This is a genomic window from Brachybacterium paraconglomeratum, from assembly GCF_039541415.1.
Taxonomy (GTDB): domain Bacteria; phylum Actinomycetota; class Actinomycetes; order Actinomycetales; family Dermabacteraceae; genus Brachybacterium; species Brachybacterium paraconglomeratum_A.
Genome location: NZ_BAABGE010000010.1, coordinates 29,476 through 54,380 on the forward strand (window position 1 = coordinate 29,476; position 24,905 = coordinate 54,380).

A 24,905-nucleotide genomic window follows, 5' to 3' on the forward strand; every position below is an offset into this window, starting at 1 on the left:
GCGGAGATCAGCTCGACGGGGACGGGGAATCCTCCGCCACGATCACCGGTAGGGCGGTGGTGACGGTCATCGGCTCCCCATCAGGGTGCAGCGGGCGCACCTTCAGCCAGTAGTAGCCGTGCCCGCCCAGGGTGACGGTCATCGAGCCGTCCTCACCCACCGGCGGGAACTCGTGCCCGCCGAAGAGATCGCGCACCGTGCGCCGGGCCAGTCCGCCGAGCTCCAGGCCGACGGTCACGGGCTGCGGGGACAGGTTGAACACGCACAGCAGAGTCTCGGCATGGAACTCCGCGTCCTCGCCATGCTCAGCCCCGTCGTAGGTGCGGGTGAAGGCGAGCACTCGGTCCGAATCGGCGGGAATGTTGCGGTAGGCGCCCATGCCGAAGGCCTCGTGCTCCTTGCGCACCGCCAGCATCCAGCGCACGAAGTGCAGCAGCGAGCTCGAATGCGCCATCTGCGCCTCCACGTTGGTGGTGGCGTAGTGGTAGACGAGCGACTGGATCACCGGCAGGTACAGCTTGCCGGGATCGGTGATCTCGCTGAATCCGGCATTGCGGTCGGGGGTCCACTGCATCGGCGTGCGCACGGCGTCACGATCGGTGAGCCAGATGTTGTCGCCCATCGCGATCTCATCCCCGTAGTACAGGAAGGGTGAGCCGGGCAGGGACAGCAGCAGGGCGTGGATCAGCTCGAGCTCGCTGCGGGAGTTGTCCAGCAGCGGCGCCAGGCGCCGACGGATGCCGACGTTCGCCCGCATCCGGGAATCCGGCGCATACCAGCCCAGCATCGCCGTGCGCTCCTCGCCGGTGACCATCTCGAGCGTCAGCTCGTCATGGTTGCGCAGGAAGGTTCCCCACTGGGCGCCGCGGGGGATCTCCGGGGTGTCCTCGAGGATGTCGATGATCTGGCGGGCGCTGCCTTCACGCAGCGCGTAGAACAGTCGGGGCATCACGGGGAAGTGGAAGCACATATGGCATTCGGGCTTCTCCTCGGTGCCGAAGTAGTCCACGACATCGCGGGGCCACTGGTTCGCTTCGGCGACGATCACGCGGCCCGGCCAGTGCGCATCCACATAGGTGCGCAGCTCGGCGAGGAAGTCATGGGTGGCGGGGAGGTTCTCTCCGTCGGTGCCCTCCTCCTCGAAGAGGTAGGGGATCGCGTCGGCGCGGAAGCCGTCGATGCCCTTGTCCATCCAGAACTTCACGACGTCGAACATCGCCTCGCGGACCTTCGGGTTCTCGAAGTTCAGATCGGGCTGGTGCGAGAAGAAGCGGTGCCAGAAGAACTGCCGGCGCACGGGGTCGAAGGCCCAGTTGGACTCCTCGGTGTCCACGAAGATGATGCGGGCCTCGGAGTACTTCTCATCGGTGTCGGACCAGACGTAGAAGTCGCCGTAGGGCCCCTCCGGGTCCGAGCGGGATTCGAGGAACCAAGGGTGCTTGTCGCTGGTGTGGTTCATCGGCAGGTCGATGATCACCCGGATCCCGCGCTGATGGGCTTCACTGACCAGGCGCTCGAAGTCGGTGATCGAGCCGAACTCGGGCAGCACCGCCTCATAGTCGGAGATGTCGTAGCCGCCGTCGCGCAGTGGCGAGGCCATGAAGGGCGGAAGCCAGAGGCAGTCGATGCCCAGCCACTGCAGGTAGTCCAGGCGTTCGATGAGGCCGGTGAAGTCACCGGTGCCATCGCCGTTGCCGTCGGCGAAGGCGCGCACGACCACCTCGTAGAAGACGGCCTTGCGGTACCAGTGGGGGTCGTAGTCGACCCCTGGTCCCTGCGGCGTGAACTGGGCGGTGTGCAGGGGCATCGGATCCTCCACGACGGGGTAAGGAACAGGGCGTGCGACGTGGCACCACAGTAGCGTCCGCCGTACTATGGCGGGCAGCTCCGAGCAGCGTCGTTCGCGGAGTATGTCAGCACGTGGGGGGAGACCATGGGGCATCCGTATCCGGGGCAGCAGCCCCCGCCACCTCGCCCGCGCACAGGTCTTTGGATCGCGCTGGCCTGCGTCCTGATCGTGCTCGTGCTCGTCTTCCTCGCGGTGACCGGCGGGGTGGTCTACCTCGTGAGCCGGGACCGGGGTGCGCAGCCCGTGCCACCGGAGACCCCGAGCGCGGCCGAGCTGGTGAACGTCGAGCTCGAGTTCTTCAGCTTCTCCTACCCGGCGACCTGGTTCGACCTGAACGCGAGCGCAGATCCGGCAGATGCCGTGGGAGTGGCGGAGATCGCCGATGAGGACATCGCCCCCGATGACCTCTACAACCTCCCCACCAACAGCGTCGTGGTCTACCTGTTCGACTCCGACCTGCACGCGGTGATGACCTGCCGCACCCAGGCCACCTGGACCGGTTTCGGCTGGGACGACGCTGAGGACCCCGAGGAGATCGACCCGATCACCCTCGACGGCAAGGAGCTCGCGGCCCATCGCACGAGGGGCACCCACGAAGGGCAGGACGTGGTGGGGGAGATGTACTGCGCCGACGTCGCCGACGACGTGGTCCAGATCGTGGTGGAGACCCACGGCGCGACCGAGCTGTCCCCCGAGGTGCAGGGGATCCTGGACAGCTGGGTCTGGACCGACGCCTGAGCCCGGTCTGCGCGGGAGGGGTCAGTCCCCGACGCGCCAGTCGATCGGGCGCGCTCCCTGCTGCTCGAGCAGGGCGTTCGCCCGTGAGAACGGCCGGGAGCCGAAGAATCCGCGGGAGGCCGACAGTGGGCTGGGGTGCGGGCTGGCGATATGCGGCACCTTGCCCAGCAGCGGGATCAGCGACTGGGCATCGCGGCCCCACAGGATCGCCACCAAGGGGCCACCGCGGGCCACCAGCTGACGCAGCGCCTGCTCGGTGATTTCTTCCCAGCCGCGGCGACGGTGCGAGGCCGCCTCACCGGGTGACACGGTGAGCACCCGGTTCAGCAGCAGCACGCCCTGGTCCTGCCAGGCCGAGAGATCGCCGTGGGCGGCGCGAGGGATCCCCAGATCGTTCTCGAGCTCCGTGTAGATGTTCGTCAGCGACCTCGGCAGCGGGCGCACCTCCCGCTCCACCGCGAACGAGAGCCCGATCGGATGGCCCGGAGTCGGATACGGATCCTGGCCCACGATCAGCACTCGCACCTCCGACAGGGGACGTGTGAAGGCGCGCAGCACCCGCTCGGGGGTGGGCAGGTAGCCGCGGCCCGCGTCCACCTCGGAGCGCAGGAATCCGCTGAGGTCCTGCAGGCGGGGCTCGACGGGCGCGAGCGCCTCGGACCAGTCGGGGGCGATGTTCTCGGTGAGCGATGTCAGCACAGGCTCAGTCTTCCATCGGGTCTTCCATCAGGTCTTCCCTCGGGCCGTCTGCGGGGCCCGTGGAGATCCCCGGCGTGAGCCGTCCCGCACCCGGCTCCGCACAGCGGCGCGCCGGACAGCACCGGTGCAGCCGGGCCCGTACCCTCGAAGCATGCCCTCCGACCCCTCTCATCGAGCCTCCCGCGCAGCGCCCGCCGCCGCGGAGGTCGCAGCTGAGGTGGAACCGGCCCGCGACACTCCCGCCGCGATGTCCGATGTGTCACTGCCCGGCCCGCAGGGCGGACTCAGCGACCGGGATCGCCGGATCCTCGCCCTCGAGGGCCGCACCTTCCGCTATGTCGGTGCGAAGGAACGGGCGATCCGCGAGCAGATCGGCCTGTCCAAGGTCGCGTATTACGTGCGTCTGAACGCACTTCTGGACGAGCCAGCGGCACTGCGGGCCGCCCCCTCCGTGGTCCACCGGCTGCGAGGCCGGCGCACCTCCGAGGACGGCGCCGCAGGAGCCGACGACACCCACCGCGTGGCATGAGCCGAGTCGCTCGCAGGGCGTGTGCTCCGCACTCGGCGCGGGTGGAACGGGTTTAATAGGGACGTGGCTGATTCCCAGTATCCGTACCCGCCGGACCGTTTCGACGATGAGGCGGACGCCGTATCGTTCCACGGCGCCCATCGCGCCGAGCTGCCGTTCTGGCGGGAGAACCTGCTGTACATCATCATCATAGGCGCCGCTGCGGTGCTGCTGGTGGTGCTGCTCTTCTTCATCGGGGGCATGGGCAACAACGGCGATGACAGAGCAGAGGACCCCACCTCCGCTGCGGCGGAGAGTGAGGCTGCCGAGCAGAGCGCTGAGGAGACTGCCGCCGAGGAAGAGGCCGCGCCCGCTGCAGAGCCGGACCTCTCCACGCCGGTGCTGGTGGTCAATGCCGGTGGCATCAATGGCCTGGCCGGTACCTGGCGCGACACTCTCGAAGGCGAAGGCTGGGAAGACATCAGCCTCGCCACCTCGGACAACGCCCAGCAGGAGCCGGTGGTCTTCTACCGCGACGAGGCCGATGCGGACACCGCACAGGCGCTCGCCGAGCTGGCCGGTGCCGGGGAGGCCCGCCAGAGCGATGAGTACGACGCCCCCATCACCCTGGTGGCCGTGGCTGAGCCCGGCGCCGCCGAGGACGGTGGCGAGGGCTGACAGGGCTCGCCCTGGACAGCTGAAGGCATGAGCGGCAGGCGCCGACCGTCGAGGTCGGCGCCTGCCGCTCTCCGCATCCCTCCGCTCGGGGTGTCACAGACCCGACCGATGTGTCCGCCACGAGCGGAGAGTTAGCACTCTCCGCCCTCGAGTGCTTATGATGATCTGGCACTCGGTGATCGAGAGTGACAGCGCCTCGTGCGCTCGAGCTCCTGGACACCGGAGGCACGATCGACAGGCGGTCCACCGCTCTGTCGGCCACATACATTCCGGCCCCGTGAGGGGGTCGGCGCCGTGGGACATGAACATGGCGTCGGCTCTCGTCCGTCGCGGGCACAGGGTCGGGTGGACACCACACCACACGGGAGAGATTCCACAATGGCCAAGCTCATCGCATACGACGAGGAGGCCCGGCGCGGCCTCGAGCGGGGAATGAACCAGCTCGCCGACGCCGTCAAGGTCACCCTCGGCCCCAAGGGCCGCAACGTCGTCCTCGAGAAGTCCTGGGGCGCGCCCACCATCACCAACGATGGCGTGTCGATCGCCAAGGAGATCGAGCTCGACGATCCCTACGAGAAGATCGGCGCCGAGCTGGTGAAGGAGGTCGCCAAGAAGACCGACGACATCGCCGGCGACGGCACCACCACCGCCACCGTCCTTGCACAGGCCCTCGTCAAGGAGGGGCTGCGCAACGTCGCCGCAGGCGCCAACCCGATCGCGCTCAAGCGCGGCATCGACCTGGCGGTCGCTGCGGTCACCGAGACCCTGCTCGCGCAGGCTCACGAGATCGAGACCAAGGAGCAGATCGCCTCCACCGCCGCCATCTCCGCCGGGGACCCGGCCATCGGCGAGCTCATCGCCGAGGCGCTGGACAAGGTCGGCAAGGAAGGCGTGATCACGGTCGAGGAGTCCAACACCATGGGCCTCGAGCTGGAGCTCACCGAGGGCATGCGGTTCGACAAGGGCTACATCTCGCCCTACTTCGTCACCGACGCCGATCGCCAGGAAACGGTCCTCGAGGACCCCTACATCCTGCTGATCTCCTCGAAGATCTCCTCCGTCAAGGATCTGCTGCCGCTGCTGGAGAAGGTCATCCAGTCCGGCAAGCCGCTCGCGATCCTCGCGGAGGATGTCGACGGCGAGGCCCTCGCGGTGCTCGTGGTCAACAAGCTGCGTGGCTCCTTCAAGTCTGTCGCCGTCAAGGCGCCCGGCTTCGGCGATCGCCGCAAGGCGATGCTCGAGGACATGGCCATCCTCACCGGTGGTCAGGTCATCTCCGAGGAGGTCGGCCTCAAGCTGGAGACCGCTGGTCTCGAGCTGCTCGGTCAGGCCCGCAAGGTCGTCGTGACCAAGGACGAGACCACCATCGTCGAGGGCTCCGGCGACGCCGAGCGCATCGCCGGTCGCGTGTCCCAGATCCGTGCCGAGATCGAGAACTCCGACTCGGACTACGACCGCGAGAAGCTCCAGGAGCGTCTGGCGAAGCTGGCCGGCGGCGTGGCCGTCATCAAGGCCGGCGCCGCGACCGAGGTGGAGCTCAAGGAGCGCAAGCACCGCATCGAGGATGCAGTGCGCAACGCCAAGGCTGCTGTGGATGAGGGCGTCGTGGCCGGTGGTGGCGTCGCGCTGCTGCAGGCCGGTGCCGACACCTTCCACAAGCTCACCCTCGAGGGTGACGAGGCCACCGGTGCGAACATCGTCAAGGTCGCCATCGAGGCTCCGCTCAAGCAGATCGCGGTCAACGCCGGTCTCGAAGGCGGCGTCGTCGCGGAGAAGGTCAAGAACCTTCCCGTCGGCCAGGGCCTGAACGCTGCCACCGGTGTGTACGAGGATCTCCTCGCCGCCGGCATCATCGATCCGGTCAAGGTCACCCGCTCTGCGCTGCAGAACGCGGCGTCCATCGCGGGCCTGTTCCTCACCACCGAGGCCGTTGTGGCCGACAAGCCGGAGCCCAAGGCTCCGGCCGGCGGTGGCGGCGACGACATGGGTGGCATGGGCGGAATGGGCGGCATGATGTGATCCTTTGATCACGCCGCTCGCCTGAGCGTCACAGAGCCCCGATCCTCTCCGGAGGGTCGGGGCTCTTCGCTGTCCGGGGGCATCTGGCAGAGATCCAGGACTGATCAAGTGCTCCGCGCCGTCGCCGGTCGGGCACCATGGAGCCATGACCTATGAGATGCAGGATTCGATCGTCATCCCGGCCACTCCGAACGAGGTGTACGCGCTGCTCAGCGACGTCACCCGGACCGGCGAGTGGAGCCAGCAGTGCCTGCGCTGTGAGTGGGAAGGCGAGCAGCGAGGGGTGGGCGCCCGCTTCACGGGGTTCAACCGCACCCCGGAGCGTGAATGGCAGACCACCTCCGAGGTCATCGCGGCCACCCCGGGCGAGCACTTCGCCTGGTCGGTGGGGCCCGGCCGTGCCGAGTGGGGATACCGGCTGCGGCCAGCTTCCGGCGGCGGCACGGAGCTGACCGAGTACACGCTCACCACGCCCTACTTCGAGGAGGTGTTCGCCGAGCGCTACGGCGACCGCGCCGACGAAGAGATCACCGTGCGACAGGAGGCCGCGCGGACGGGGATCCCGGCGACGCTCGCTGCGATCAGGGACGTGCTCGCCCGACGCTGAACCAGCCCAGCGTGGCTCAGCCCCGCCCGCCCGCCCCGCTCAGATCAGGAAGATCCCGATCGCCCCGGGGTTGTGCGCGTGGACGATGGCGAGGAACACGAGCACGTCGAAGAGCAGGTGCACGATCAGCACGTACAGCAGGGAACCGGTGCGGGAGAACAGCCAGCCCTGGAGCAGCGCGAAGGGGGCGGTGAGCAGCGGGCCCCAGGCCTGATAGCCGAGCTCCCACAGGAAGGACACGAAGATGACCGCCTGCAGGAGGTTCGCCGTCCAGAGCCCGAAGTGGCGTCGCAGCAGTGCGAAGCAGGTGCAGATGAAGAACAATTCGTCCCAGGTGCCCACGAAGTTCACGCCGATGAAGAATCGTCCCAGCGCGCCGCCGTCGGTGATGGCGGGCCAGTTCTCGTAAGCGCCCGAGGTGATGAAGTAGTAGGGCAGGATCAGCCAGCCCAGCACCGGCACGGCGACGATGTACCCCCACTGCCACCGGTTCCACTTCTCGCCGGAGAGCCAGGGGAAGCGGATCGCCCGACGGCGCAGCAGCAGTCGATCCGTCAGCAGCGGCACGGTCACGGCGAGGATCAGCACGGTCCCGATCGTGAAGAACCGGTCCCAGTCCACGTCGGCCTTCACCGAGGTGGTCGAGACGATCGCGATCCCGAGGCCGATCAGGGAAAGATCTTTGCCGAACTCTCGGGAGATGAGGAACGCGCCGAGCAGGCTGAGCACGAGCAGGCCGTGCCCCCAACCGGCGAGCTGGAGGCCGAACAGGAGGAACGCGGAGGCGGAGACCCCGGCGGCCGGCAGCAGGCCGATGCTCGGAGTGCGCTGCGCGAGAATGGGTTCGGTGAGGGAGGGCGGCGTCGCCATAGGCACCAGCATGCCAGTCGCCGGCGCACATCGCAGCCAGACCTCGGAGCGTCCCTTTCACGGCGGGACGCAGTGCGAACACCCATGTTCGTTCCGCAGATCTCGATGTTCATGCCCGACCTGCTCGAGATGTCCAGCGAGTGACCCTGGATGCGACGGGTGCCGCGCTGCGGCGGCGTCAGCTCACAAGCCCCACGCCTCCGCGAGCAGCTCGAGAGCATGGAGCCGATCCGCCGGGTCGTAGTAGTAGGCGGTGAGGATCAGCTCGTCGGCGCCGGTGGCCGCGACGATCTCCTCGAGCTGGCGGACCACGGTGGCGGGGGAGCCGACGGCCTTGATCGACAGGGTCTGGTCGACCTGTGAGATGAGCTCCGCAGCGGCGACCTCCTCGATCGGCCGCGGCGGCTGGATCTTCTGGCGCTGACCGGTGACGACTCCGAGGAACATCTGCTGGAGAGTGGTGAACTGGCGCTCCGCCTCCTCATCGGTGTCGGCGACCACCAGGTTCACCCCGACCATCGTGCGTGGCGTCGAGATCTGTGCCGAGGCGGCATCCGGGTCGAAGGCAGCGCGGTAGACATCGAGCGCGTGCAGGTACTGGAAAGGTGCGAAGTGCGAGGCGACGGAGAAGGGCATCCCCAGCTGTGCGGCCAGCCGAGCACCGTTGGCGGTCGAGCCCAGGATCCACATGGGCACCTCGGTGCCGCGGGCGACATCCGCCGTGATCGGGAGCCCGCCGGTCGCTTCCTCGCGGGACCAGTCCCGCATCTGCTCGACGGCGGCGATGAAGGCGGACGGCTCCGCCGAGGTGCGCGCGAGCAGCTGGGCGGTGAGCTGGTCGGTGCCCGGGGCCCGGCCCAGTCCCAGATCGATGCGGTCGCCGTGGAACTGCACCAGGGTGCCGAACTGCTCGATCACCGTCAGCGGCGAGTGGTTGGGGAGCATGATCCCGCCGGAGCCGACGCGGATGCGCTCGGTCAGCGATGCCGCTCGGTCGATCAGCAGCGAGGTGGCCGAGGAGGCCAGGGAGTTGGTGTTGTGGTGCTCGGCGAACCAGAGCCGCTCGTAGCCCAGCCGATCAGCGGCCTTCGCCCCGTCCATCGACGCGTTGATCGCCTCGCGGGTGCTCATCCCCTCGGAGATGGAGACGAGATCGAGGATGGACAGCGGCACATGTGGAGCATTCATACTGCTCAGGCTATCGACGCCGTCGCCTTCGTGGTGGTCGCCGACATGAGAGGTTCTCGATCCCTGATCAGGGAAGATTCCTGCGCCCTCGGGCGTTGGCCCCGGCATGAGGTACTCCCTGCTCGACCGCTCCCGCACCCGGCATGGACTGCCCGAGGCGGCTGCCCTCGAGCATTCCGTGGAGCGCGCGATCGATGTCGAGCAGCTGGGCTATGCCCGGTTCTGGGTCGCGGAGCATCATGCGGTGCCCGGGATCGCGAGCGGCGCGCCCGCGGTGCTGCTGGCGGCGATCGGGGCCCGCACCCAGCGGATCCGGCTGGGCTCCGGCGGGGTGATGCTCCCCAATCATCGCCCGCTCGTGGTCGCCGAGCAGTTCCGGATGCTGTCCGCGCTGTATCCAGGCCGGATCGATCTCGGTCTTGGCCGGTCGTTGGGCTTCACCGAGCCGGTGCGGCACGCCCTCGGCCGGCTCGGAGCAAGTCCGGAGGAGTTCGCGCAGGAGATCGCCGAGGTGCGGGAGCATCTCGAGGGTTCCGCCGCGCTCACCGCCCGGCCCGCCGATGCCGGCGAAGTGCCGGTGTTCGTGCTCGCGACCGGCAGCGGAATCGACACTGCCGCCGCGCTCGGCCTGCCGCTGGTGCTCGGCGGCCCCTTCCTGGACTCGCCGGAGCTGCCGGACCGGCTCGCAGCCTACCGCCGCGAGTTCCGTCCTCACCGCGGCAGCTTGCCGCAGGTCCTCGTCTCGGTCGACGCGCTGATCGCAGATACCGAGGAGGAGGCGCGTGAGCTCGCGCTGCCGGAGGTCTGGGCGATGGCCCGCTCCCGGACTACGGGCCTGTTCGAGGCGCTCGAGCCGGTCGAGCAGATCCGAGCGACGCGCATGAGCGAGAGAGAGGCACGCCGGGTGGAGAAAGGTCTCGCAGCGACGGTGGCCGGGACGGCGGCAACGGTGCGCCGACGGATCGAGAAGCTGATCGAGCGGACGGGCGCGAGCGAGGTCCTGGCGACAGGCGCGACCTACGACCGGGAGGCGCTCAGCGTCTCGGACAGGGAGCTCGCACAGCTGCTGGCGGGCTGAGCTGGTGGCACGCTGGCCTGCTGGTGAGCTCGCCACCGGGTGATCGCGCGGCATAGCGGCCGGTGCGGCGGCGCCGGGCTCAGCGCGATCCCGGCTCCGGCGGCTTGGTCGGATCATGGTCATCGCCATGGATCGGGACGTGCTGCTCGGGGATGTCCGCATAGGAGGCCGGATCGGAGATCGGCTCGAGGTGGGTGAGCACGGTGAGGTCCGGCAGGCAGCGACGCAGTTCGTCCTCGAGCTCTTCGATGTAGTCGTGGCCGCGCTTGACGGTCCACTCGTCGGGCACCAGCACGTGCACGTTCATGTACTTCTGCTGGCCGGCCTCGCGGGTCTGCAGGCCGTGGAAGGTGACGGTGCCGTCGGTGCGGCGGCGCAGCACCTCGGTGATGATCTCGTGGTCGTCGTCGGGCAGTGCCTTGTCCAGCAGCCCGGAGACGGCCTCGGTGAGCAGCCCGATGCCGGTGACGATGATGTTCACGCCGACGGCGAAGGCGACCAGCGCATCCAGCCGCTCCCAGCCGGTCAGCGCGACCAGGCCCACGCCGACGAGGATTCCGGCGCTGGTGACCACGTCGGTCATCAGATGCTTCCCGTCGGCCCGCAGGGTGATCGAGTTGTGCTGCTTCCCCGCGCGCATCAGCACCAGCGAGACTCCGCCGTTGATCAGCGAGGCGATCACGATGATCACCAGGCCGATGCCGAGGTTCTCGAGGGGTCGCGGGTTGATGAAGCGCTCGACGGCGGTGACCATGATGACCGCGGCGGCCACGAAGATCATCAATCCCTCGACGGCGGCGGAGAAGTACTCGGCCTTGGCGCGGCCGTAGAGGAAGCGCTCGGTGGCGGGGCGCGCGGCGACCGTCAGCGCGATCAGGGCCACGACCGCGGCCACCAGGTTCACGGTCGACTCTGCGGCGTCGGAGAGCAGACCGACGGAGTCGGTCATCGCCCAGGCGCTCGTCTTCAGGGCGATCGTGATGACCGCGGCGACGATCGAGAGCCACGCGTACTTGCGCAGGTCCACACGAGTGCCGGTGGCGGAGGTGCGGGGAGCGGGGGAGGTCATGCGCGAGATTCCTTGGTGGGGGACGTGGCGGGGGGATCGGGGGCGAGTGTGCCGTCGGGGGCGATGTGCTCGAAGATCTGCTCGACCAGGGAGATGACATGCGGATCGTCCACGGTGTAGATGCTGTGGCGACCTTCGCGGTGGGCCGAGACGATGCCTGCCAGGCGCAGCTTGCTGAGGTGCTGGCTGGTGGTGGGGAGGCTGAGCCCGACCTTTGCGGCGAGGGCCCCGACGTCCGAGCGTCCGGAGCTCATCAGGCTCACCAGGTGCAGGCGCGCCGGGGAGGCGAGGAGCGCGAAGGTGTCGGCCGCCGCAGCGAGCTGCAGCTCGGTGGGCTCTGGAGGCTCGACGGGTGCGGAGTCGGGGTCCGTGCTCATGGCACTGATGGTTCTATCGTTTCGTCAGTTGCGCAAGTAGCAAAGTGTCTGGCGTGAGCAGTGCCTCAGGCGGCGCTCCGCACGGTGCTCCCCGCGAAATGCGCGCACGTCCCCGGATGACTTATCGTGAGCACCCGTCGAGACACCGTCGTCCGAAGGAGCCTGCTCATGTACAACCTCTCCGTGGTGCTGGAGGACAGCGCACGCACCGTCCCCGACCGCGCCGCTCTGGTGCTGGGGTCGATCAGCCTCACCTACGCCCAGGTCGATGCCGCAGCCAATCAGGTAGCCCACCTGCTGGTCTCCTACGGCATCGGGGCCGGGGACCGGGTGGCGCTGAGCTGCCCGAACCTGCCCCAGTTCCCGATCGTCTACTACGGCATCCTCAAGGCAGGCGCGGTGGTGGTTCCGCTCAACGTCCTCAACAAGCCCCGGGAGGTCGCCTACTACCTCGACGATGCCGAGGTGAAGGCCTTCTTCTGCTTCGAGGGGACCGGGGACCTGCCGATCGGGGCGTTCTCCCACGAGGGTGCCCTCGCCGCCGCCTCCCTGCCCCGGATGGTGCTGATGACCGCTGACCCGTCGGCACCCAGCCCCTACGAGGGCGTGCCGACCCTCGCGGAGGCGGTGGCGGAGATGCCCACCAACTTCGAGGCCGTGCAGGCGAAGGAGACCGACACTGCGGTCGTCCTCTACACCTCCGGGACCACGGGGCGGCCCAAGGGCGCCGAGCTCAGCCACTCGAACCAGCTGATGAACGCCCTGACCTGCAACCGGCTGTTCGGCACCACGCCCGGCGAGGATACCCATCTGGTGGCCCTGCCGCTGTTCCACACCTTCGGCGCCACGGTGAACCTCAATGCCGGCTTCTCGATGGGTGCGACGCTGGTGCTGCTTCCCCGCTTCGACGCGAAGCAGGCACTGGACCTGCTGATCCGTCACGAGGTCACGCTGTTCGCGGCGGTGCCCACCATGTGGTGGGGCCTGCTGCACGCCCTGGAGGACGACTCCGCTGCGGAGAGCCTCGCCCGGACGCTCACGCTCGGGATCTCCGGCGGCGCGGCACTGCCACTCGAGATCCTCACCTCGGTCAAGGAGCGGCTCGGGATCTCGATCATCGAGGGCTACGGCCTGTCGGAGACCTCCCCGGTGGCCTTCTTCTCCCTGCGGGACCGCCCGCGCCCCGGCTCCATCGGCCTGCCGATCTGGGGCGTCGAGGCCAAGCTCATCGATCCTGCGGACCCGGACTGGGCCGAGGTCACCGAGGCCGACGAGGTCGGGGAGCTCGCTCTGCGCGGCCACAACATCATGACCGGCTATCTGGACAAGCCTCAGGAGACGGCGGCAGCGATCCGCAACGGCTGGTTCCGCACCGGCGACCTGGCGAAGCGGGACGAGGACGGCTTCTACTTCATCGTGGACCGCTCCAAGGACATGATCGTGCGCGGCGGCTACAACGTGTATCCGCGGGAGGTGGAGGAGGTCCTCATCTCGCATCCGGAGGTCTCGCTCGCCGCAGTGGTCGGGATCCCCGATGAGCAGATGGGCGAGGAGGTCAAGGCCTTCGTGATCCTCGAGGACGGGGCGACGATCACCGCTGCTGAGCTGCGCGCCTGGGGCAAGGAGCAGATGGCCTCCTATAAATACCCGCGCGAGGTGGTGCTCATCGACGCGATGCCGATGACCTCCACCGGCAAGATCCTCAAGCGCGAGCTGAGCTGAGGGCCGGCGCACGGCAGAGAGCAGGGCCGGTTCCTGGGAAGGATCCGGCCCCGCTCTCTGCTCAGAGAATCTCGCGAGTGGGCTCCACGGTCGTGGGCAGCCCGGCCTCCGCGTGGGCGCGGAAGCCGCCGACCAGGTCTGTGGCCCGGTGGAAGCCGAGATCACGCAGGTCGCGGGCGGCGAGCGAGGAGTAGTACCCCTCATTGCAGACCACCACGACCAGATCGTCGTGCTCCGGGCCTCCGTCCATCCGATGCGCACTGCCCGGATCCAGCCGCCATTCGAGCACGAGGCGCTCGATGACGGTGGCGCCGGGGAGGTGCCCCTCAGGTCCGCGCGTCGCGGCCGAGCGGATGTCGATCACATGGGCGCCCTGCGCCTGCGCGGCCGCGAGCTCCTCCGGGGCGAGCCGATGCACGCCCTGCCGGGCAGCATCGAGCACCTCGTCGATGCTGTGCGGAGCGGGTGCTCCGGCGCGACGTCGACCGCCGGCCGCGGCGCCGTCGGTCACCGCTTGCGTCCGGAGGAGAAGGAGGCGAGACCGCCGCCGACGGAGTTACCGGTGCCGCCGCCGTCGGAGCTCGTGGAGTAGCGGGACGGAGCGCTCTGGCCCTGACGGCGCGCGCCTGAGGCGCTGCCGCCCTGCCCGCCCTGGCCGCCGCGACGCCCGCCGCCCTGACCTGCGGGACGGCTCTGGCCGCCGGCGCCCTGGCCTCCGCGACTCTGACCTCCACGGCCCTGGCCCCCACGACCCTGGCCCTCGGTGCGGGTCTCTCCGCCCTGACCATTGCGACTCTGTCCGCCACGGCCCTGAGCGCCACGACCCTGGCCGCCGGAGCGTCCGCGACGCTCACCGTTCAGGCGGGCCTGGTCGACCTCGGGCTCCGGCTGGCGGGGCTCGTGGGTGGCCACCCTCTCGCCCGGGGCGAGCGAGGTGAGCACCGGGCTGGTGGGCTGCACCTGGGGGTGGTAGGTCGGGGTGATCCCGGCCTTGCGCATCAGGTCGCTGACATCGCGCTTCTGATCCGGGGTCTGCACGGTGATCACGGTGCCGGACTCGCCGGCGCGGGCGGTGCGGCCCGAGCGGTGCAGGTACGCCTTGTGCTCGACCGGCGGATCGGCGTGGACCACGAGGGCCACGTCATCGACATGGATGCCGCGGGCGGCAATGTCGGTGCAGACCATGGTCGTCGCCTCGCCGGAGCCGAAGGCCTCGAGGTTCCGGGTGCGGGCGTTCTGCGAGAGGTTGCCGTGGAGGTCCACCGCGTCCACGCCGCGAGCGCTGAGCTTGCGGGCGAGGTTCTTCGCGCCGTACTTGGTGCGGGTGAACATGATGGTGCGGCCGGGGGCGGCGGCGAGGTCGCGCAGCACGTCGAAGCGGGTGGTGGAGGAGACCTCGAGCACGTGATGCTCCATGGTGCCCACCGGGCTGGTCGCCGGATCCGCGGAGTGGGTGACGGGCTCGTGGAGGAACTCCTTGACGAGCTTGTTCACCCCGGAGTCGAGGGTCGCGGAGAACAGCATCCGCTGGCCCTTCGAGGGGGTCTTCGCGAGGATCTTGCGCACCATGGGCAGGAAGCCCATGTCGGCCATGTGGTCGGCCTCGTCGATGACGGTGATCTCGACGGCGCCCAGGTCCACGTGGCCCTGGTTCATGAGGTCCAGCAGGCGGCCGGGGCAGGCGACGAGCACGTCGACGCCATTGTTGAGGGCCTTGACCTGGGGGTTCTGGCCCACGCCGCCGAAGACGACGGTGCTGCGCAGATCGGCGGCGATTTCGAGCGGCTTCAGCGACTCGGCGAGCTGCGAGGCGAGCTCACGGGTCGGTGCGAGGATCAGGGAGCGGGGTCGGCGCGCGACGCGGCGGCGGGGCTCCGCGATCAGGCGGGCCACCAGCGGCAGCAGGAAGGCGTAGGTCTTGCCCGAGCCGGTGCGGCCCCGGCCCAGCACGTCCCGGCCGGCCAGCGAGTCAGGCAGCGTCGAGGCCTGGATCGGGGTGGGCTCGGTGATGCCTCGCGGCGCGAGTGCCTTGACGAGAAGGGCGGGCACGCCGAGGCGTGCAAAATCAGGGGTGGTCACGAAAGGTGATCCGTTCTGTGTGGTGCAGTCCTGCCCGGGGCGTCGACATGCGGCGCTGCTCACGAGCAGCTCTCCTTCGCCGACGGTGTCGCTGAGGCGGAGCCTGCCGGAACCTAGGGTGACGAGGTGACGTCGACCAGGATCGGGGCTATCCGCTCAGGACCTGTGCCGCGGCGGGAGAACGGCACTTCGACTCACAGTAGCCGCCGGTGCCGCCGGTGGCGATGCTGGGCCCCGTCGGTGTGAGATACCACCGTGATCACCGGCCCTCCATATCCGTGTCCCACGCTTCTTTCCCACGTTGCAATCGGAGCGCACATGAGGTGGGATGAGCGGGTCCGATCAGCGTCGATCCCGTGCCGAGGAGTCCCCCGTGACAGTTCCGACCCCCGAGACCCCTCCGACCCCCGAGCTGCCCGCGCAGCTCTCCGCTCTCTTCACCCGGGCCGAGGAGCTCGCCGCGCTGCTGGACGCCCCGCCGTCGGCCGCGGACGTCCCTCGGCCTGAGCATCCCCGCCCCCAGCTGCAGCGCTCCGCCTGGTTGAGCCTGAACGGGACCTGGCAGTTCGAGATCGATCAGGGTGACTCCGGGCGCGAGCGGGGCCTGCTGGAGCGCGAGCTGAACGGGACCATCACCGTGCCTTTCGCCCCGGAGACTGAGGCTTCGGGGATCGGCAACCGCGACTTCCTCAACGCCGTCTGGTATCGCCGCAGCGTCACCATCCCTGCCGACTGGGACGGTCTGCGCCCGATTCTGCGCTTCGAGGCCGTCGACCACGACACCACGGTCTGGGCCGACGGGGTCGAGGTCGCCCGCCACCGCGGCGGCTTCACCCCCTTCGCCGCGGACCTCTCGGCTCTGCCTGGCGTCGGCCCCGGCAGCGAGGTCGGGATCGTGGTGCGCGCCCGCGATCCGCATGATGTCCCGCAGGCCCGCGGCAAGCAGTCCACCTGGTTTCACGCCACCCATGCCAGCTATCACCGCACCACTGGGATCTGGCAGAGCGTATGGCTCGAGGGGGTCCCTGCCGACGAGATCCGCTCGCTGCGCATCACCCCGTCCCTCGCCGGGGGTGCGTTCTCGATCACCGCACCGCTGGCCCGCAGCACTCGGGGGACTCGCCTCGAGGTGATCGCCTCTGTGCCCGGCGGTGAGGAGATCGCCCGCGCCGAGGTGCGCGCCGACCTCGACCTCGCCCCGCAGCTGCAGCTGGTGATCCCCGAGGACCAGGTGCGGATCTGGGGCCCGGGAGCGCCGGAGCTGTACTCGCTCACCGCGCGGCTGCTGGATGCGAGCGGCACCGTGCTCGACGAGGTCCGGTCCTACGCGGGCCTGCGCGCCATAACTCTGCGCGATCACGAGTTCCGGATCAACGGCGAGAAGGTGTTCCAGCGCCTCGTGCTCGACCAGGGCTACTGGGAGGAGACGTTCATGACCTCCCCGTCGGACAGTGCGATGACCACGGACATCCGCCTCGCGCTGGAGGCCGGGTTCAACGGCGCGCGCCTGCACCAGAAGGTCTTCGAGCAGCGCATGCTGTTCTGGGCGGACCTGCACGGCTACCTGGTCTGGGGCGAGTTCGGGGACTGGGGCATCTCCGGTCACGGCCCGATGGGGGACAACCAGCAGCCCACCGCCACCTTCATCGGCCAGTGGATCGAGGCTGTCGAGAGGGATGTCAGCCACCCCAGCATCATCGGCTGGTGCCCGCTGAACGAGACTCATCAGGTGCGTCATGACCGGCTCACCCAGCTCGATGACGTCACCCAGGCGATGTACGACGCGACCAAGCTCGCCGATCCCTCCCGGCCGGTGCTCGATGCGTCCGGATACGCCCACCGCGTGCGCGGCGCGGACATCTACGACTCCCACTCCTATGAGCAGGACGTCGAGCGCTTCCGCGAGCAGCAGGCCCCGCTGGCCGACGGCACCCCCTGGGCGAATCATCGCGAGCTGGCGCCGGATGAGATGCCCTTCGCCGACGGCTCCTTCTCCTTGCCCTTCACCGGACAGCCCTACTTCGTCTCCGAATACGGCGGCATCTGGTGGAACGAGCAGGAGGCCCGGGAGGCCCAGCAGGCAGAGCGCGCCGGCAACAACGCCGCCGAGTCCTGGGGCTACGGCGAGCGGGTGCGCAGCGAAGAGCAGCTCTATGAGCGGTTCGAGGGTCTCACCCGGGTGCTGCTCGAGGATCCGCTCATGTTCGGCTACTGCTACACCCAGATGACGGACGTCTTCCAGGAGAAGAACGGCGTGGTCGACTTCGAGCGCGGTCGCAAGCTCGACCTCGCCCGGCTGCGTGCGGTGCAGGAGCAGGCTGCCGCCTACGAGCAGGAGTGAGCACTGCCAGGGCCGCTTTCAGCCCTGGCCCACCAGGGTGATGACCATGACTGGTGAGTTCTGCGAGATCCAGACATGGGTGTCCCAGCCTTTGAAGGCGATCTCGCCGGCCACTGCAGGGCATTCCGCGTACCCCTCATCGACGAGCTCTCGAGAGAGTTCGTCGACGACGTCCGGCTCGCTCACGGTCCCGTCCGGGCACTGCGCACGGAGATCGTCCATGGCCTCGTCCGTCGTGCTCAGCCGTGCATCGACCCAGTACGTCGATGGGCCGGGCGCGCCGGAGCCAAGGGTCCCCGAATACCAGAGGAAATCGGCGTCCTCCGGCAGCCCCTGGGTTCGTTCTAGCACCGGGGCGGGATCGGTCTGCGCGGACTTCTCGATGCGCTTCGTCGACACAGGGTCCTCCTTGGGCTCGGTCAGCGAACAGGACGTGATAGTGAGTAGCGCGACAAGGGCTATGACAGCGCGACGGGGGAAGCGGGAGTCATTCATGGCGCACTGATCGTGACGTTGTTCGGATCATCGACATCCCATTCCACGACACGCTGGACGCTGCCCGTCACATTGAATCCCTGCGCCCACCCGAGCTCAGAGAATCTGCCGTTCGCCGAGTCGGGCTCGCCGGTCGCGATATCGGACTGCCCGGCATTGAAGTTGTACTGGTCCTCGGCGTGGACGGTGACGACCATTCTGGCGTGACCGGCCTCGTCAACGCTGACCTCCCCGCTGGACCACTGCTGGTATCCGCCCAGAGTCTTCTGCCAGTTCTCGGTCTCAGGGTAGATGCTGTGCTGAGCGGGAGGCCCAGTGAAAGAGAAGTCGTCCTGGCCATCCTCGATCATCTGCTGAACAGATGCCTGCGACGCGAGGATCTCCTGGTCGATGTTCTGGCGGGTCGCGGGGTCTTCTCGGTAGCCCTCCTCGTAGTCCACTGTCATCGGATCGCCGGAGGCTCCCAGATAGTGTTCATACAGGGCGAGTGAATCGTCCAGATCGGGGCGGAGCGCCTGCGCTTCGCGAAGCTTCGCTTTCCAACTGGCGAGACTGAGGTGGTCGTCGATGGTGTGTTCACCCTTCTTCGATTCGAAGGGATAGCTGTCGTCGTACTCGATGTGCGGTCTATCCGGAGGGCCGACTCGATACCCATCGGTGTGCTCCTTCCAGGTCGGACCTTTCGGGTGCGTCGCATTCCACGTCTCGGCTGCGTTCTCGGTCGAGACGGCCGTCGGTTCGTTCTCTTCACCCCGACTGTCCCTGCGCTGTCCGCTGTCGCCCTCACCCCCCCCATTTCGGCAGATGTGCTGGGCGGCTCAGCGCGGCCGGCAGGGCCGCCTGGGGGCGAGCCGGTGAGAATCGCGGCGACATCCGCCGAGGAGGCATCGTCCTGCTGGGCGGCGTGATCGGAGGTCTCGGATCCGAGCTCACGCAGTCGGAGGACGACCGTGTCGATGTCGCGGAACGTGCTCATCGATCGCGACCGGAACTCGTCGCTGTCGCCCCCTCTCCACACGGCGGTGTCCTGGGTGATCGGCTCCAGTTGCGCCAAGTGCTCGGAGATCGCCGTCGCCTGCGCGTCGAGAAGGCGCGAGAACGCCCCTGATGCTTCTGTGTCGCATCCGTAGAACACCATCGCCCCCGTACGGTCTACGTCTCGAGCTGAGTGGCACATAGTAGCCGCACAGAAGGAGAGGTGGAGGCGATGGCTGCCGCGCCCACGAGCTCGACCTGTTGGTGCAGCTGGCCGGATTCACCCTCGAGTCCCGCTGGGCGGACTGGGGCCGTTCGGAGTTCACGGCGGAGTCTCGAAGCCATGTGAGCGTCTATCGACTCTCTCGATGAATGCGACGTCGAGACCCGTCTACGCTGTTCCGGTGACCTCCACCGACTTCTCTCGCACCGACCGCGCCCTGACCCGCTCCCCGCTCACCCTCGATGACGTTCCTGCGCTCACCGCGCTGATGAATCGCATCGACGTGGCGGACGAGCTCGGCGAGCCCGCCGAGGAGCCCAGCATCCGCGAATGGCTCACGATGCCCGGACTCGACCTGGAGCGCGACACCGTCGCCGTTCGCGCTGGCGACGAGCTGATCGGCTTCACCGCCGTCGACGTCCACACCTCGCTGGACCGTGACGATCGGGTGCGCTGCCAGCTGATGGGCGGCGTCGATCCCGCCCACCGCCGCCAGGGCCTGGGAACCGAGCTGTTCGACTGGGCTGAAGACCGCGCCACCCATCTCGCCGCCGAACGCCACCCCGCAGAGTCCGAGGCCATCTTCCGCGCCTCCGGCGGCCGCGACCCGGACATCGACGCTGAAGAGGATGCCCCGCTCACCGGCGGCGCCGACGTGCGCCCGCTGCTCGAGCGGCGCGGCTATCGCCGGGCCCGCAGCTGGCTCGTCATGGTCCGCGACCTGCCCGGGGCGGCGCTGCCCTCCTTCGAACGCGAGCAGGCGCAGGTCATCGCCCCCGAGGACAGCCACGCCGAGGCCACCCGGCTCGCCCACCTCGATGCTTTCGCCGACCACTGGGGCTCGGCCCCGGTCCCTCCGGAGCGCTGGAACCTCTGGTGGTCCTCCCACACCTCCCGCCGCGAGCTCTCCTCGATCGCGATCGACGCGGAGGGCACCGTGCTCGCCTACGTCATCACCTCGGAGGACAAGCCCGGAGTGCTCCACATCGCGCTGGTCGGCACCCGTCCCGAAGCGCGTGGCCGGGGCCTGGCCCGCGCGGTCATCGCCCGGACCCTGGCCGCGGCGGCCGATGCGGGATTCGCCACGGCAGAGCTCGAGGTCGACGCGGAGTCGCTCACCGGCGCGACCCGGCTCTACGACGCGCTGGGCTTCGCCCGTGACGCGGTCTACGGCACCTTCGAGAAGCCCGTCGGCCGGCTGGTCTGAGCCGTCTGTGCTCAGCTGTCTGTCCTGAGCTGTCTGTACTGAGCTGTCTGTACTGAGGAGCATCCGATGAGAGCAGTCCGCTTCGACGCCTTCCGCGCCACGCCCGGGCTGGTGGAGGTGGCGAGCCCTGCCTGCCCGCCCCGCGGCGCGGTGATCGCCGTGCACGCCACCGGAGTGTGCCGCAGCGACTGGCATGCCTGGCAGGGCCACGACGACTCGGTGCAGCTGCCCCACATTCCCGGCCATGAGTTCGCCGGCGTCGTCGCGCAGGTCGGCGCGGAGGTGACGCGTTTCGCTGTCGGAGACCGGATCACCGCGCCCTTCATCCTCGCCTGCGGCCGCTGCGAGCAGTGCCGTGCTGGTGCTCCGCAGGTGTGCCCCGAGCAGCGTCAGCCCGGCTTCGACCTTCCCGGCGCCTGGGCTGAGCAGGTGGTCGTGATCGAGGCCGACCACAACCTCGTCGCCCTCCCGGACGAGATCGACATGACCCTCGCCGCCGGGCTCGGCTGCCGGGTGGGCACCGCCCACCATGCCGTGCGCGCGCAGGCCGCAGTGCAGCCGGGGGAGCAGGTGGCGGTGTTCGGCTGCGGCGGGCTGGGTCTGGCCTGCGTGATGATCGCCCTCGCCGCCGGCGCCGAGGTGATCGCAGTCGACGTGTCGCCCCGCGCCCTCGCCGCAGCCGAAGCGCTCGGTGCCACCGCACTGGCCTCCTCCCCGGATATCGCGGCGCGGGTGCGGGAGGTGACCGGCAGCGGCGCCCACGTCACCCTCGACGCGCTCGGCTCCGCGGCGACCGCCCGCGCGGCGATCGAGTCCCTGCGCCCCCGCGGCCGGCATGTGCAGGTCGGACTGCTGCTGGGGGACGACGCAGATCCTTCACTGCCGATCGGCCGCGTGATCGCCCAGGAGCTGCAGATCTTCGGCAGCCACGGCCTCGCCGTCGCCGAATATGGTGAGCTGCTCGCCGATATCGCGAGCGGCCGCCTGGACCTGGCAGGGACCGTCGGCCGTGTGATCGACGCCGAGCAGCTGCCCGCGGCGATGGTCGCGATGGACCAGTCGCCCGCCACCCCGGGCATGACCGTCGCGCGCTGGCGCTGAGCGACCCACCCCGCCTGCTGTGGAAGCATTGAGCCCATGACCATCACTGCAGCAGCCGACGGCTCAGCCCTCGGCAATCCCGGCCCCGCCGGCTGGGCCTGGTACATCAATGACGAGATGTGGCGTGCGGGCGGGTGGCCCCACGGCACCAACAACATGGGCGAGCTGAAGGCGGTGCTCGATCTGCTCGAGGCCACCGCCGTCGATGCCGACCAGCACCTGCACATCCTGTGCGACAGCCAGTACGTCATCAACTCGGTCACCAAGTGGATGCCGGGTTGGAAGCGCAAGGGCTGGCGCAAGAAGGACGGCAAGCCGGTGCTGAACGTCGAGCTGCTGAAGGACATCGACCGCGCGCTCGCCGGGCGCAGCGTCGAGTTCGAATGGGTCAAGGGACACTCCGGGCACGCCATGAACGAGGCCGCCGACAGACGTGCCAACGCCGCTGCGACGGCCTTCCAGAAGAAGCAGGATCCGCAGGTGGGCCCCGGCTATCCCGGTGCCGACGCTGCACCTTCAGCTGCTTCGAGCGCACCCAGTGCTCCTGCCCCGGCGGATGATCTGTTCAGCCTCTTCGATGCGCCCTCCGACCAGCCGTCCTCGTCCCCGGCGAGCTGCTCGACTGCTTCCGAGGAGACGGTGCTGGTGGCCGACGCCTCGGGCGCGACAGACTTCGAGCAGATCACCGCACGGGAGCTGGCGCTGCTCAGCGCGACGCTCCGTGCGGATCCGCCGAGCGCCGCTGAGCTGCTGCATCCGGACTTCACCGAGGTGGGCGCGAGCGGTCGCCGCTATGACCGCGAGGAGATGCTTGCCCACCTGGCCCCGCTCACGGGAGTGGAGGCGGAAGAGTTCGTCGCCGACGAGATCGCCCCTGGCGTGGTATTGCTGAGATACGCGACCGCCGGACCCGGAGGGACGGTGGAGCGCACCTCTCTCTGGACCAGGGAGAACGGCCGCTGGCTGCTGCGACACCACCAAGGCACCCGCGCCGACGCTGGTCGCTGATGACCCGCACCTGCTCCTGTCCAGCGCGGGAGCAGGTGGCTGGGACGCCGCGGTCTAAGACGTGGTGGGCGTCTCCGGCGAGCCCGGTTCGTCGTCGGCATCGCCGCAGTGCTCCTCCGGCGGGGCATCGGACGGCGGGGGAACGGACGACGGGGCACCGGACGACGGGGGATCAGACGACGGTGTGAACTGCGACGGCGTGAACGAGATTCCGACGGCCCCGTGCGGGCTGCTCCAGATCCAGGCTCTTGGCGGTGAGGACGGGTCGGCGCGAGTGTTTGCAGAGTCCGCCGCGCCCGCCTCGCTCTCCGACCCTGTCGTCGAGCTGGCAGCGGTCATGGCTGTCGCGGCTGTATCGGTCGCATCTGTGTCGGTGGCATCTGTGTCGGTGGCAGCGTGGGATCGGCTCAGCGGGCTCAGCACCCACAGGCCGAGCTCCTTGAGCAGGTTGCAGCGCACGCACAGCCCCTGGCCGTTCGCGTAGCTGGTCGACCCGCCCTTGTGATGCGGGATGACGTGGTCGATCTGGCGGATCTTCGCATCGCACCAGGGCGTGCGGCAGGTGGTGTCGCGCCAGCGGATCATCCGGGCGAGCCCGGCGGGGAAGGCCCGTGCCCGGGATTCCATCGCGATCAGTTCGCCGGTGCGGGGACTTCGGTACAGCCGACGGTAGAAGGCCGAGACCACCTCATCGGGATGATCACCCTCATCGGCTCGTAGATGACCCGGTGGCTGTCCGAGCAGGGTGTCTCTGACGATGTGAGCGGGAATGGTGCCGTAGCCCTCGAGCTCGGCGGTCTCGGAACCGTCATCCGGACCCAGCAGCGCAGTGTCGGAGATGACGATGCCGACGTCCAGACCGGGACGTATGCGAGGCATCTTCGGAGGTGCTTGCTCGGCAGTGGCGGACTCCAGGACCTCCTCCGCGTCGTCGAACATGCCGGGCTCGACGGCCGGATCGACAGGCTCCCGGACTGGATCGACAGGCTCGGTGGCCGGATCGACAGGCTCTGGGACGGGATCACTGGCTTCGAGGCTCTGGTCGCTGGGCACGACGCGTTGATCATCGGACTCCTCGACCTGGCCGCCGTGCAGCACGTCGTCGACCAGGAGATCCGCTTCAAGTGCGGGCACGGAGGCCTTCGCCCCTGCTGCGCGCAGTGACTGGGCACGGACGTTCAGGGAGTTCATCAGCCCGGCGGCGTCGATCCCACGCAGCACGGCGGTCACCCGAGCCATCCCATCGGCCAGGGGTGTCATCGTGACGTGCCGGGCGCGAGCGGCACGCTCCGCCCGCGCGCGAGAGGTCTCGGGCTCGAGTTGCTGAACCAGCTTCTGGGTGTCGCTCCGCAGACGCTTGAATCCTTTGTCCTGCAGGAACTCCGGATGCTCGAGGAGGTGGTCATCGACCCTGTGGCAGGTGTCTGCGCTGGCGCCGTCGAGTGCACCGGAGACCGCGGAGGCCTGCTGGTCCGTCATGGCGCCTGCCCAGAGGCGATCGATGGCGCCAGGCATGTTCTGCACCAGGCGGCGGGCCTTCGCCAGGGAGAACGAGGAGGCGGAGGGGGAGATCCGGCGTGCGAGCCCGATCTCTTGGCCGGCGCCGCGGCCCTGCTGCGAGGACGGCACACCCCGGGCGAGATCATCGCGCCGGATCCGGTTCTCGGCGGCAACCTGCCAGGACGCATCGATCGCGGCAAGGGAGGCACGCAGCTGTCCAACGCCAGCGAGCACGGCGAGTGCTTCCTCGGCGCTCTCAGGGGCGGTATCCGGCAGTGGGTCGCGCACCGAGCGGGTGTGGGTGAACGCCATCAACGTCGCGGCCAGAACCTGGGCGACGAGCGCCCGAGTCTCGGGGGCGGCCTCGATCGCGCTGAACCGGTCCAGCACCTCGTCGAGGACATCTCCCGACGGCGCAGTCACATCCCGGCGAGGAGTGTCCTCGCCGGGGTGATCCCCGCGGCTCATCGGTGTCGAGTTCATGTCGCCATCGTACGTGGGTTCGAAATCGCGCACCACCCCTATGTGGGTATTTGTGGACAACTTCGAGAATTGTGGACGGAAATGTGGATAG

The 24,905-nt window shown here is 68.9% G+C and carries 22 protein-coding genes; 11 read left to right on the forward strand and 11 right to left on the reverse strand.

The window, feature by feature from the left end; translation table 11 throughout:
* Window positions 1-7 precede the first annotated feature (7 nt).
* The gene (gene treS, locus ABD893_RS14745; RefSeq protein ID WP_345081931.1) at window positions 8-1,807 is read right to left on the reverse strand and encodes a maltose alpha-D-glucosyltransferase; all 1,800 of its coding nucleotides are present in this window, start codon (window positions 1,805-1,807) and stop codon (window positions 8-10) included.
* A 126-nt stretch (window positions 1,808-1,933) separates the two neighbouring features.
* Between treS and ABD893_RS14750 the strand changes: the two genes are divergently transcribed.
* Window positions 1,934-2,587, forward strand: coding sequence for a hypothetical protein (locus ABD893_RS14750; RefSeq protein WP_345081934.1), 654 nt, complete (start codon window positions 1,934-1,936; stop codon window positions 2,585-2,587).
* Window positions 2,588-2,608: 21 nt separating this feature from the next.
* On the opposite strand, the gene ABD893_RS14755 is transcribed toward ABD893_RS14750, so the two are convergent.
* Complete coding sequence (locus ABD893_RS14755; protein WP_345081937.1) at window positions 2,609-3,286, reverse strand: uracil-DNA glycosylase; 678 nt, start codon at window positions 3,284-3,286, stop codon at window positions 2,609-2,611.
* Window positions 3,287-3,437: 151 nt separating this feature from the next.
* On the opposite strand from ABD893_RS14755, the gene ABD893_RS14760 reads away from it, so the two are divergent.
* The 4 genes from ABD893_RS14760 (at window position 3,438) to ABD893_RS14775 (ending at window position 7,098) form a co-directional block, all read left to right on the forward strand.
* Window positions 3,438-3,815 carry a DUF3263 domain-containing protein gene (locus ABD893_RS14760; protein ID WP_345081940.1) on the forward strand — a complete coding sequence of 126 codons (378 nt, stop codon included), beginning with the start codon at window positions 3,438-3,440 and terminating at the stop codon, window positions 3,813-3,815.
* 63 nt (window positions 3,816-3,878) lie between these two features.
* Window positions 3,879-4,472, forward strand: a complete 594-nt coding sequence (locus ABD893_RS14765; RefSeq protein WP_345081943.1) for a LytR C-terminal domain-containing protein — start codon at window positions 3,879-3,881, stop codon at window positions 4,470-4,472.
* A gap of 378 nt (window positions 4,473-4,850) precedes the next feature.
* Entirely contained in the window at window positions 4,851-6,491 is a 1,641-nt protein-coding gene (gene groL, locus ABD893_RS14770; RefSeq protein WP_345081946.1) for a chaperonin GroEL, read from the forward strand.
* A 145-nt stretch (window positions 6,492-6,636) separates the two neighbouring features.
* Window positions 6,637-7,098, forward strand: coding sequence for an SRPBCC family protein (locus ABD893_RS14775; RefSeq protein ID WP_345081949.1), 462 nt, complete (start codon window positions 6,637-6,639; stop codon window positions 7,096-7,098).
* A 39-nt stretch (window positions 7,099-7,137) separates the two neighbouring features.
* Here the strand turns inward: ABD893_RS14775 and ABD893_RS14780 are convergent, their stop codons facing one another.
* A complete protein-coding gene (locus ABD893_RS14780; RefSeq protein ID WP_345081952.1) occupies window positions 7,138-7,968 on the reverse strand; it encodes a CPBP family intramembrane glutamic endopeptidase in 831 nt (276 codons plus the stop codon).
* 183 nt (window positions 7,969-8,151) lie between these two features.
* Window positions 8,152-9,156, reverse strand: a complete 1,005-nt coding sequence (locus ABD893_RS14785) for an LLM class flavin-dependent oxidoreductase (RefSeq protein WP_345081955.1) — start codon at window positions 9,154-9,156, stop codon at window positions 8,152-8,154.
* Between the two features lie 106 nt (window positions 9,157-9,262).
* Between ABD893_RS14785 and ABD893_RS14790 the strand changes: the two genes are divergently transcribed.
* The gene (locus tag ABD893_RS14790) at window positions 9,263-10,234 is read left to right on the forward strand and encodes an MsnO8 family LLM class oxidoreductase (RefSeq protein WP_345081957.1); all 972 of its coding nucleotides are present in this window, start codon (window positions 9,263-9,265) and stop codon (window positions 10,232-10,234) included.
* A gap of 79 nt (window positions 10,235-10,313) precedes the next feature.
* On the opposite strand, the gene ABD893_RS14795 is transcribed toward ABD893_RS14790, so the two are convergent.
* Window positions 10,314-11,303, reverse strand: coding sequence for a cation diffusion facilitator family transporter (locus ABD893_RS14795; RefSeq protein WP_345081959.1), 990 nt, complete (start codon window positions 11,301-11,303; stop codon window positions 10,314-10,316).
* Window positions 11,300-11,680, reverse strand: coding sequence for an ArsR/SmtB family transcription factor (locus ABD893_RS14800; protein ID WP_345081961.1), 381 nt, complete (start codon window positions 11,678-11,680; stop codon window positions 11,300-11,302). Before ABD893_RS14800 ends, ABD893_RS14795 begins: the two co-directional genes overlap by 4 nt.
* Window positions 11,681-11,806: 126 nt before the next feature.
* On the opposite strand from ABD893_RS14800, the gene ABD893_RS14805 reads away from it, so the two are divergent.
* Window positions 11,807-13,402 (forward strand): long-chain-fatty-acid--CoA ligase, encoded by a 1,596-nt coding sequence (locus tag ABD893_RS14805; RefSeq protein ID WP_345081963.1) that lies wholly within the window; start codon window positions 11,807-11,809, stop codon window positions 13,400-13,402.
* A 61-nt stretch (window positions 13,403-13,463) separates the two neighbouring features.
* On the opposite strand, the gene ABD893_RS14810 is transcribed toward ABD893_RS14805, so the two are convergent.
* Window positions 13,464-13,913 carry a rhodanese-like domain-containing protein gene (locus tag ABD893_RS14810; protein ID WP_345081965.1) on the reverse strand — a complete coding sequence of 150 codons (450 nt, stop codon included), beginning with the start codon at window positions 13,911-13,913 and terminating at the stop codon, window positions 13,464-13,466.
* The gene (locus ABD893_RS14815) at window positions 13,910-15,481 is read right to left on the reverse strand and encodes a DEAD/DEAH box helicase (RefSeq protein WP_345081968.1); all 1,572 of its coding nucleotides are present in this window, start codon (window positions 15,479-15,481) and stop codon (window positions 13,910-13,912) included. Before ABD893_RS14815 ends, ABD893_RS14810 begins: the two co-directional genes overlap by 4 nt.
* A gap of 373 nt (window positions 15,482-15,854) precedes the next feature.
* On the opposite strand from ABD893_RS14815, the gene ABD893_RS14820 reads away from it, so the two are divergent.
* The gene (locus tag ABD893_RS14820) at window positions 15,855-17,822 is read left to right on the forward strand and encodes a glycoside hydrolase family 2 protein (protein WP_345081971.1); all 1,968 of its coding nucleotides are present in this window, start codon (window positions 15,855-15,857) and stop codon (window positions 17,820-17,822) included.
* Between the two features lie 18 nt (window positions 17,823-17,840).
* Here the strand turns inward: ABD893_RS14820 and ABD893_RS14825 are convergent, their stop codons facing one another.
* Together ABD893_RS14825 and ABD893_RS14830 are read right to left on the reverse strand one after the other, a co-directional pair.
* Window positions 17,841-18,221 (reverse strand): hypothetical protein, encoded by a 381-nt coding sequence (locus tag ABD893_RS14825; RefSeq protein WP_345081974.1) that lies wholly within the window; start codon window positions 18,219-18,221, stop codon window positions 17,841-17,843.
* A gap of 92 nt (window positions 18,222-18,313) precedes the next feature.
* Complete coding sequence (locus tag ABD893_RS14830; RefSeq protein WP_345081977.1) at window positions 18,314-18,763, reverse strand: hypothetical protein; 450 nt, start codon at window positions 18,761-18,763, stop codon at window positions 18,314-18,316.
* Between the two features lie 933 nt (window positions 18,764-19,696).
* On the opposite strand from ABD893_RS14830, the gene ABD893_RS14840 reads away from it, so the two are divergent.
* The 3 genes from ABD893_RS14840 to ABD893_RS14850 all read left to right on the forward strand — a co-directional run bounded on the left by ABD893_RS14840 (window position 19,697) and on the right by ABD893_RS14850 (window position 22,831).
* A complete protein-coding gene (locus tag ABD893_RS14840; RefSeq protein WP_345081979.1) occupies window positions 19,697-20,722 on the forward strand; it encodes a GNAT family N-acetyltransferase in 1,026 nt (341 codons plus the stop codon).
* 66 nt (window positions 20,723-20,788) lie between these two features.
* Window positions 20,789-21,823, forward strand: a complete 1,035-nt coding sequence (locus ABD893_RS14845) for an alcohol dehydrogenase catalytic domain-containing protein (protein ID WP_345081982.1) — start codon at window positions 20,789-20,791, stop codon at window positions 21,821-21,823.
* A gap of 36 nt (window positions 21,824-21,859) precedes the next feature.
* A complete protein-coding gene (locus ABD893_RS14850) occupies window positions 21,860-22,831 on the forward strand; it encodes an RNase H family protein (protein ID WP_345081985.1) in 972 nt (323 codons plus the stop codon).
* Window positions 22,832-22,885: 54 nt separating this feature from the next.
* Here the strand turns inward: ABD893_RS14850 and ABD893_RS14855 are convergent, their stop codons facing one another.
* Entirely contained in the window at window positions 22,886-24,814 is a 1,929-nt protein-coding gene (locus tag ABD893_RS14855) for an HNH endonuclease (RefSeq protein WP_345081988.1), read from the reverse strand.
* Window positions 24,815-24,905: the final 91 nt, after the last annotated feature.

What these genes read in the sequence shown, in the direction of transcription:
- treS (WP_345081931.1), bottom strand. Translation starts at nt 1,807, where the DNA reads ATGCCCCTGCACACCGCCCAGTTCACGCCGCAGGGACCAGGGGTCGAC.
- ABD893_RS14750 (WP_345081934.1), top strand. Translation starts at nt 1,934, where the DNA reads ATGGGGCATCCGTATCCGGGGCAGCAGCCCCCGCCACCTCGCCCGCGC.
- ABD893_RS14760 (WP_345081940.1), top strand. Translation starts at nt 3,438, where the DNA reads ATGCCCTCCGACCCCTCTCATCGAGCCTCCCGCGCAGCGCCCGCCGCC.
- groL (WP_345081946.1), top strand. Translation starts at nt 4,851, where the DNA reads ATGGCCAAGCTCATCGCATACGACGAGGAGGCCCGGCGCGGCCTCGAG.
- ABD893_RS14775 (WP_345081949.1), top strand. Translation starts at nt 6,637, where the DNA reads ATGACCTATGAGATGCAGGATTCGATCGTCATCCCGGCCACTCCGAAC.
- ABD893_RS14780 (WP_345081952.1), bottom strand. Translation starts at nt 7,968, where the DNA reads ATGGCGACGCCGCCCTCCCTCACCGAACCCATTCTCGCGCAGCGCACT.
- ABD893_RS14785 (WP_345081955.1), bottom strand. Translation starts at nt 9,156, where the DNA reads ATGAATGCTCCACATGTGCCGCTGTCCATCCTCGATCTCGTCTCCATC.
- ABD893_RS14790 (WP_345081957.1), top strand. Translation starts at nt 9,263, where the DNA reads ATGAGGTACTCCCTGCTCGACCGCTCCCGCACCCGGCATGGACTGCCC.
- ABD893_RS14795 (WP_345081959.1), bottom strand. Translation starts at nt 11,303, where the DNA reads ATGACCTCCCCCGCTCCCCGCACCTCCGCCACCGGCACTCGTGTGGAC.
- ABD893_RS14800 (WP_345081961.1), bottom strand. Translation starts at nt 11,680, where the DNA reads ATGAGCACGGACCCCGACTCCGCACCCGTCGAGCCTCCAGAGCCCACC.
- ABD893_RS14830 (WP_345081977.1), bottom strand. Translation starts at nt 18,763, where the DNA reads ATGACAGTGGACTACGAGGAGGGCTACCGAGAAGACCCCGCGACCCGC.
- ABD893_RS14845 (WP_345081982.1), top strand. Translation starts at nt 20,789, where the DNA reads ATGAGAGCAGTCCGCTTCGACGCCTTCCGCGCCACGCCCGGGCTGGTG.
- ABD893_RS14850 (WP_345081985.1), top strand. Translation starts at nt 21,860, where the DNA reads ATGACCATCACTGCAGCAGCCGACGGCTCAGCCCTCGGCAATCCCGGC.
- ABD893_RS14855 (WP_345081988.1), bottom strand. Translation starts at nt 24,814, where the DNA reads ATGAACTCGACACCGATGAGCCGCGGGGATCACCCCGGCGAGGACACT.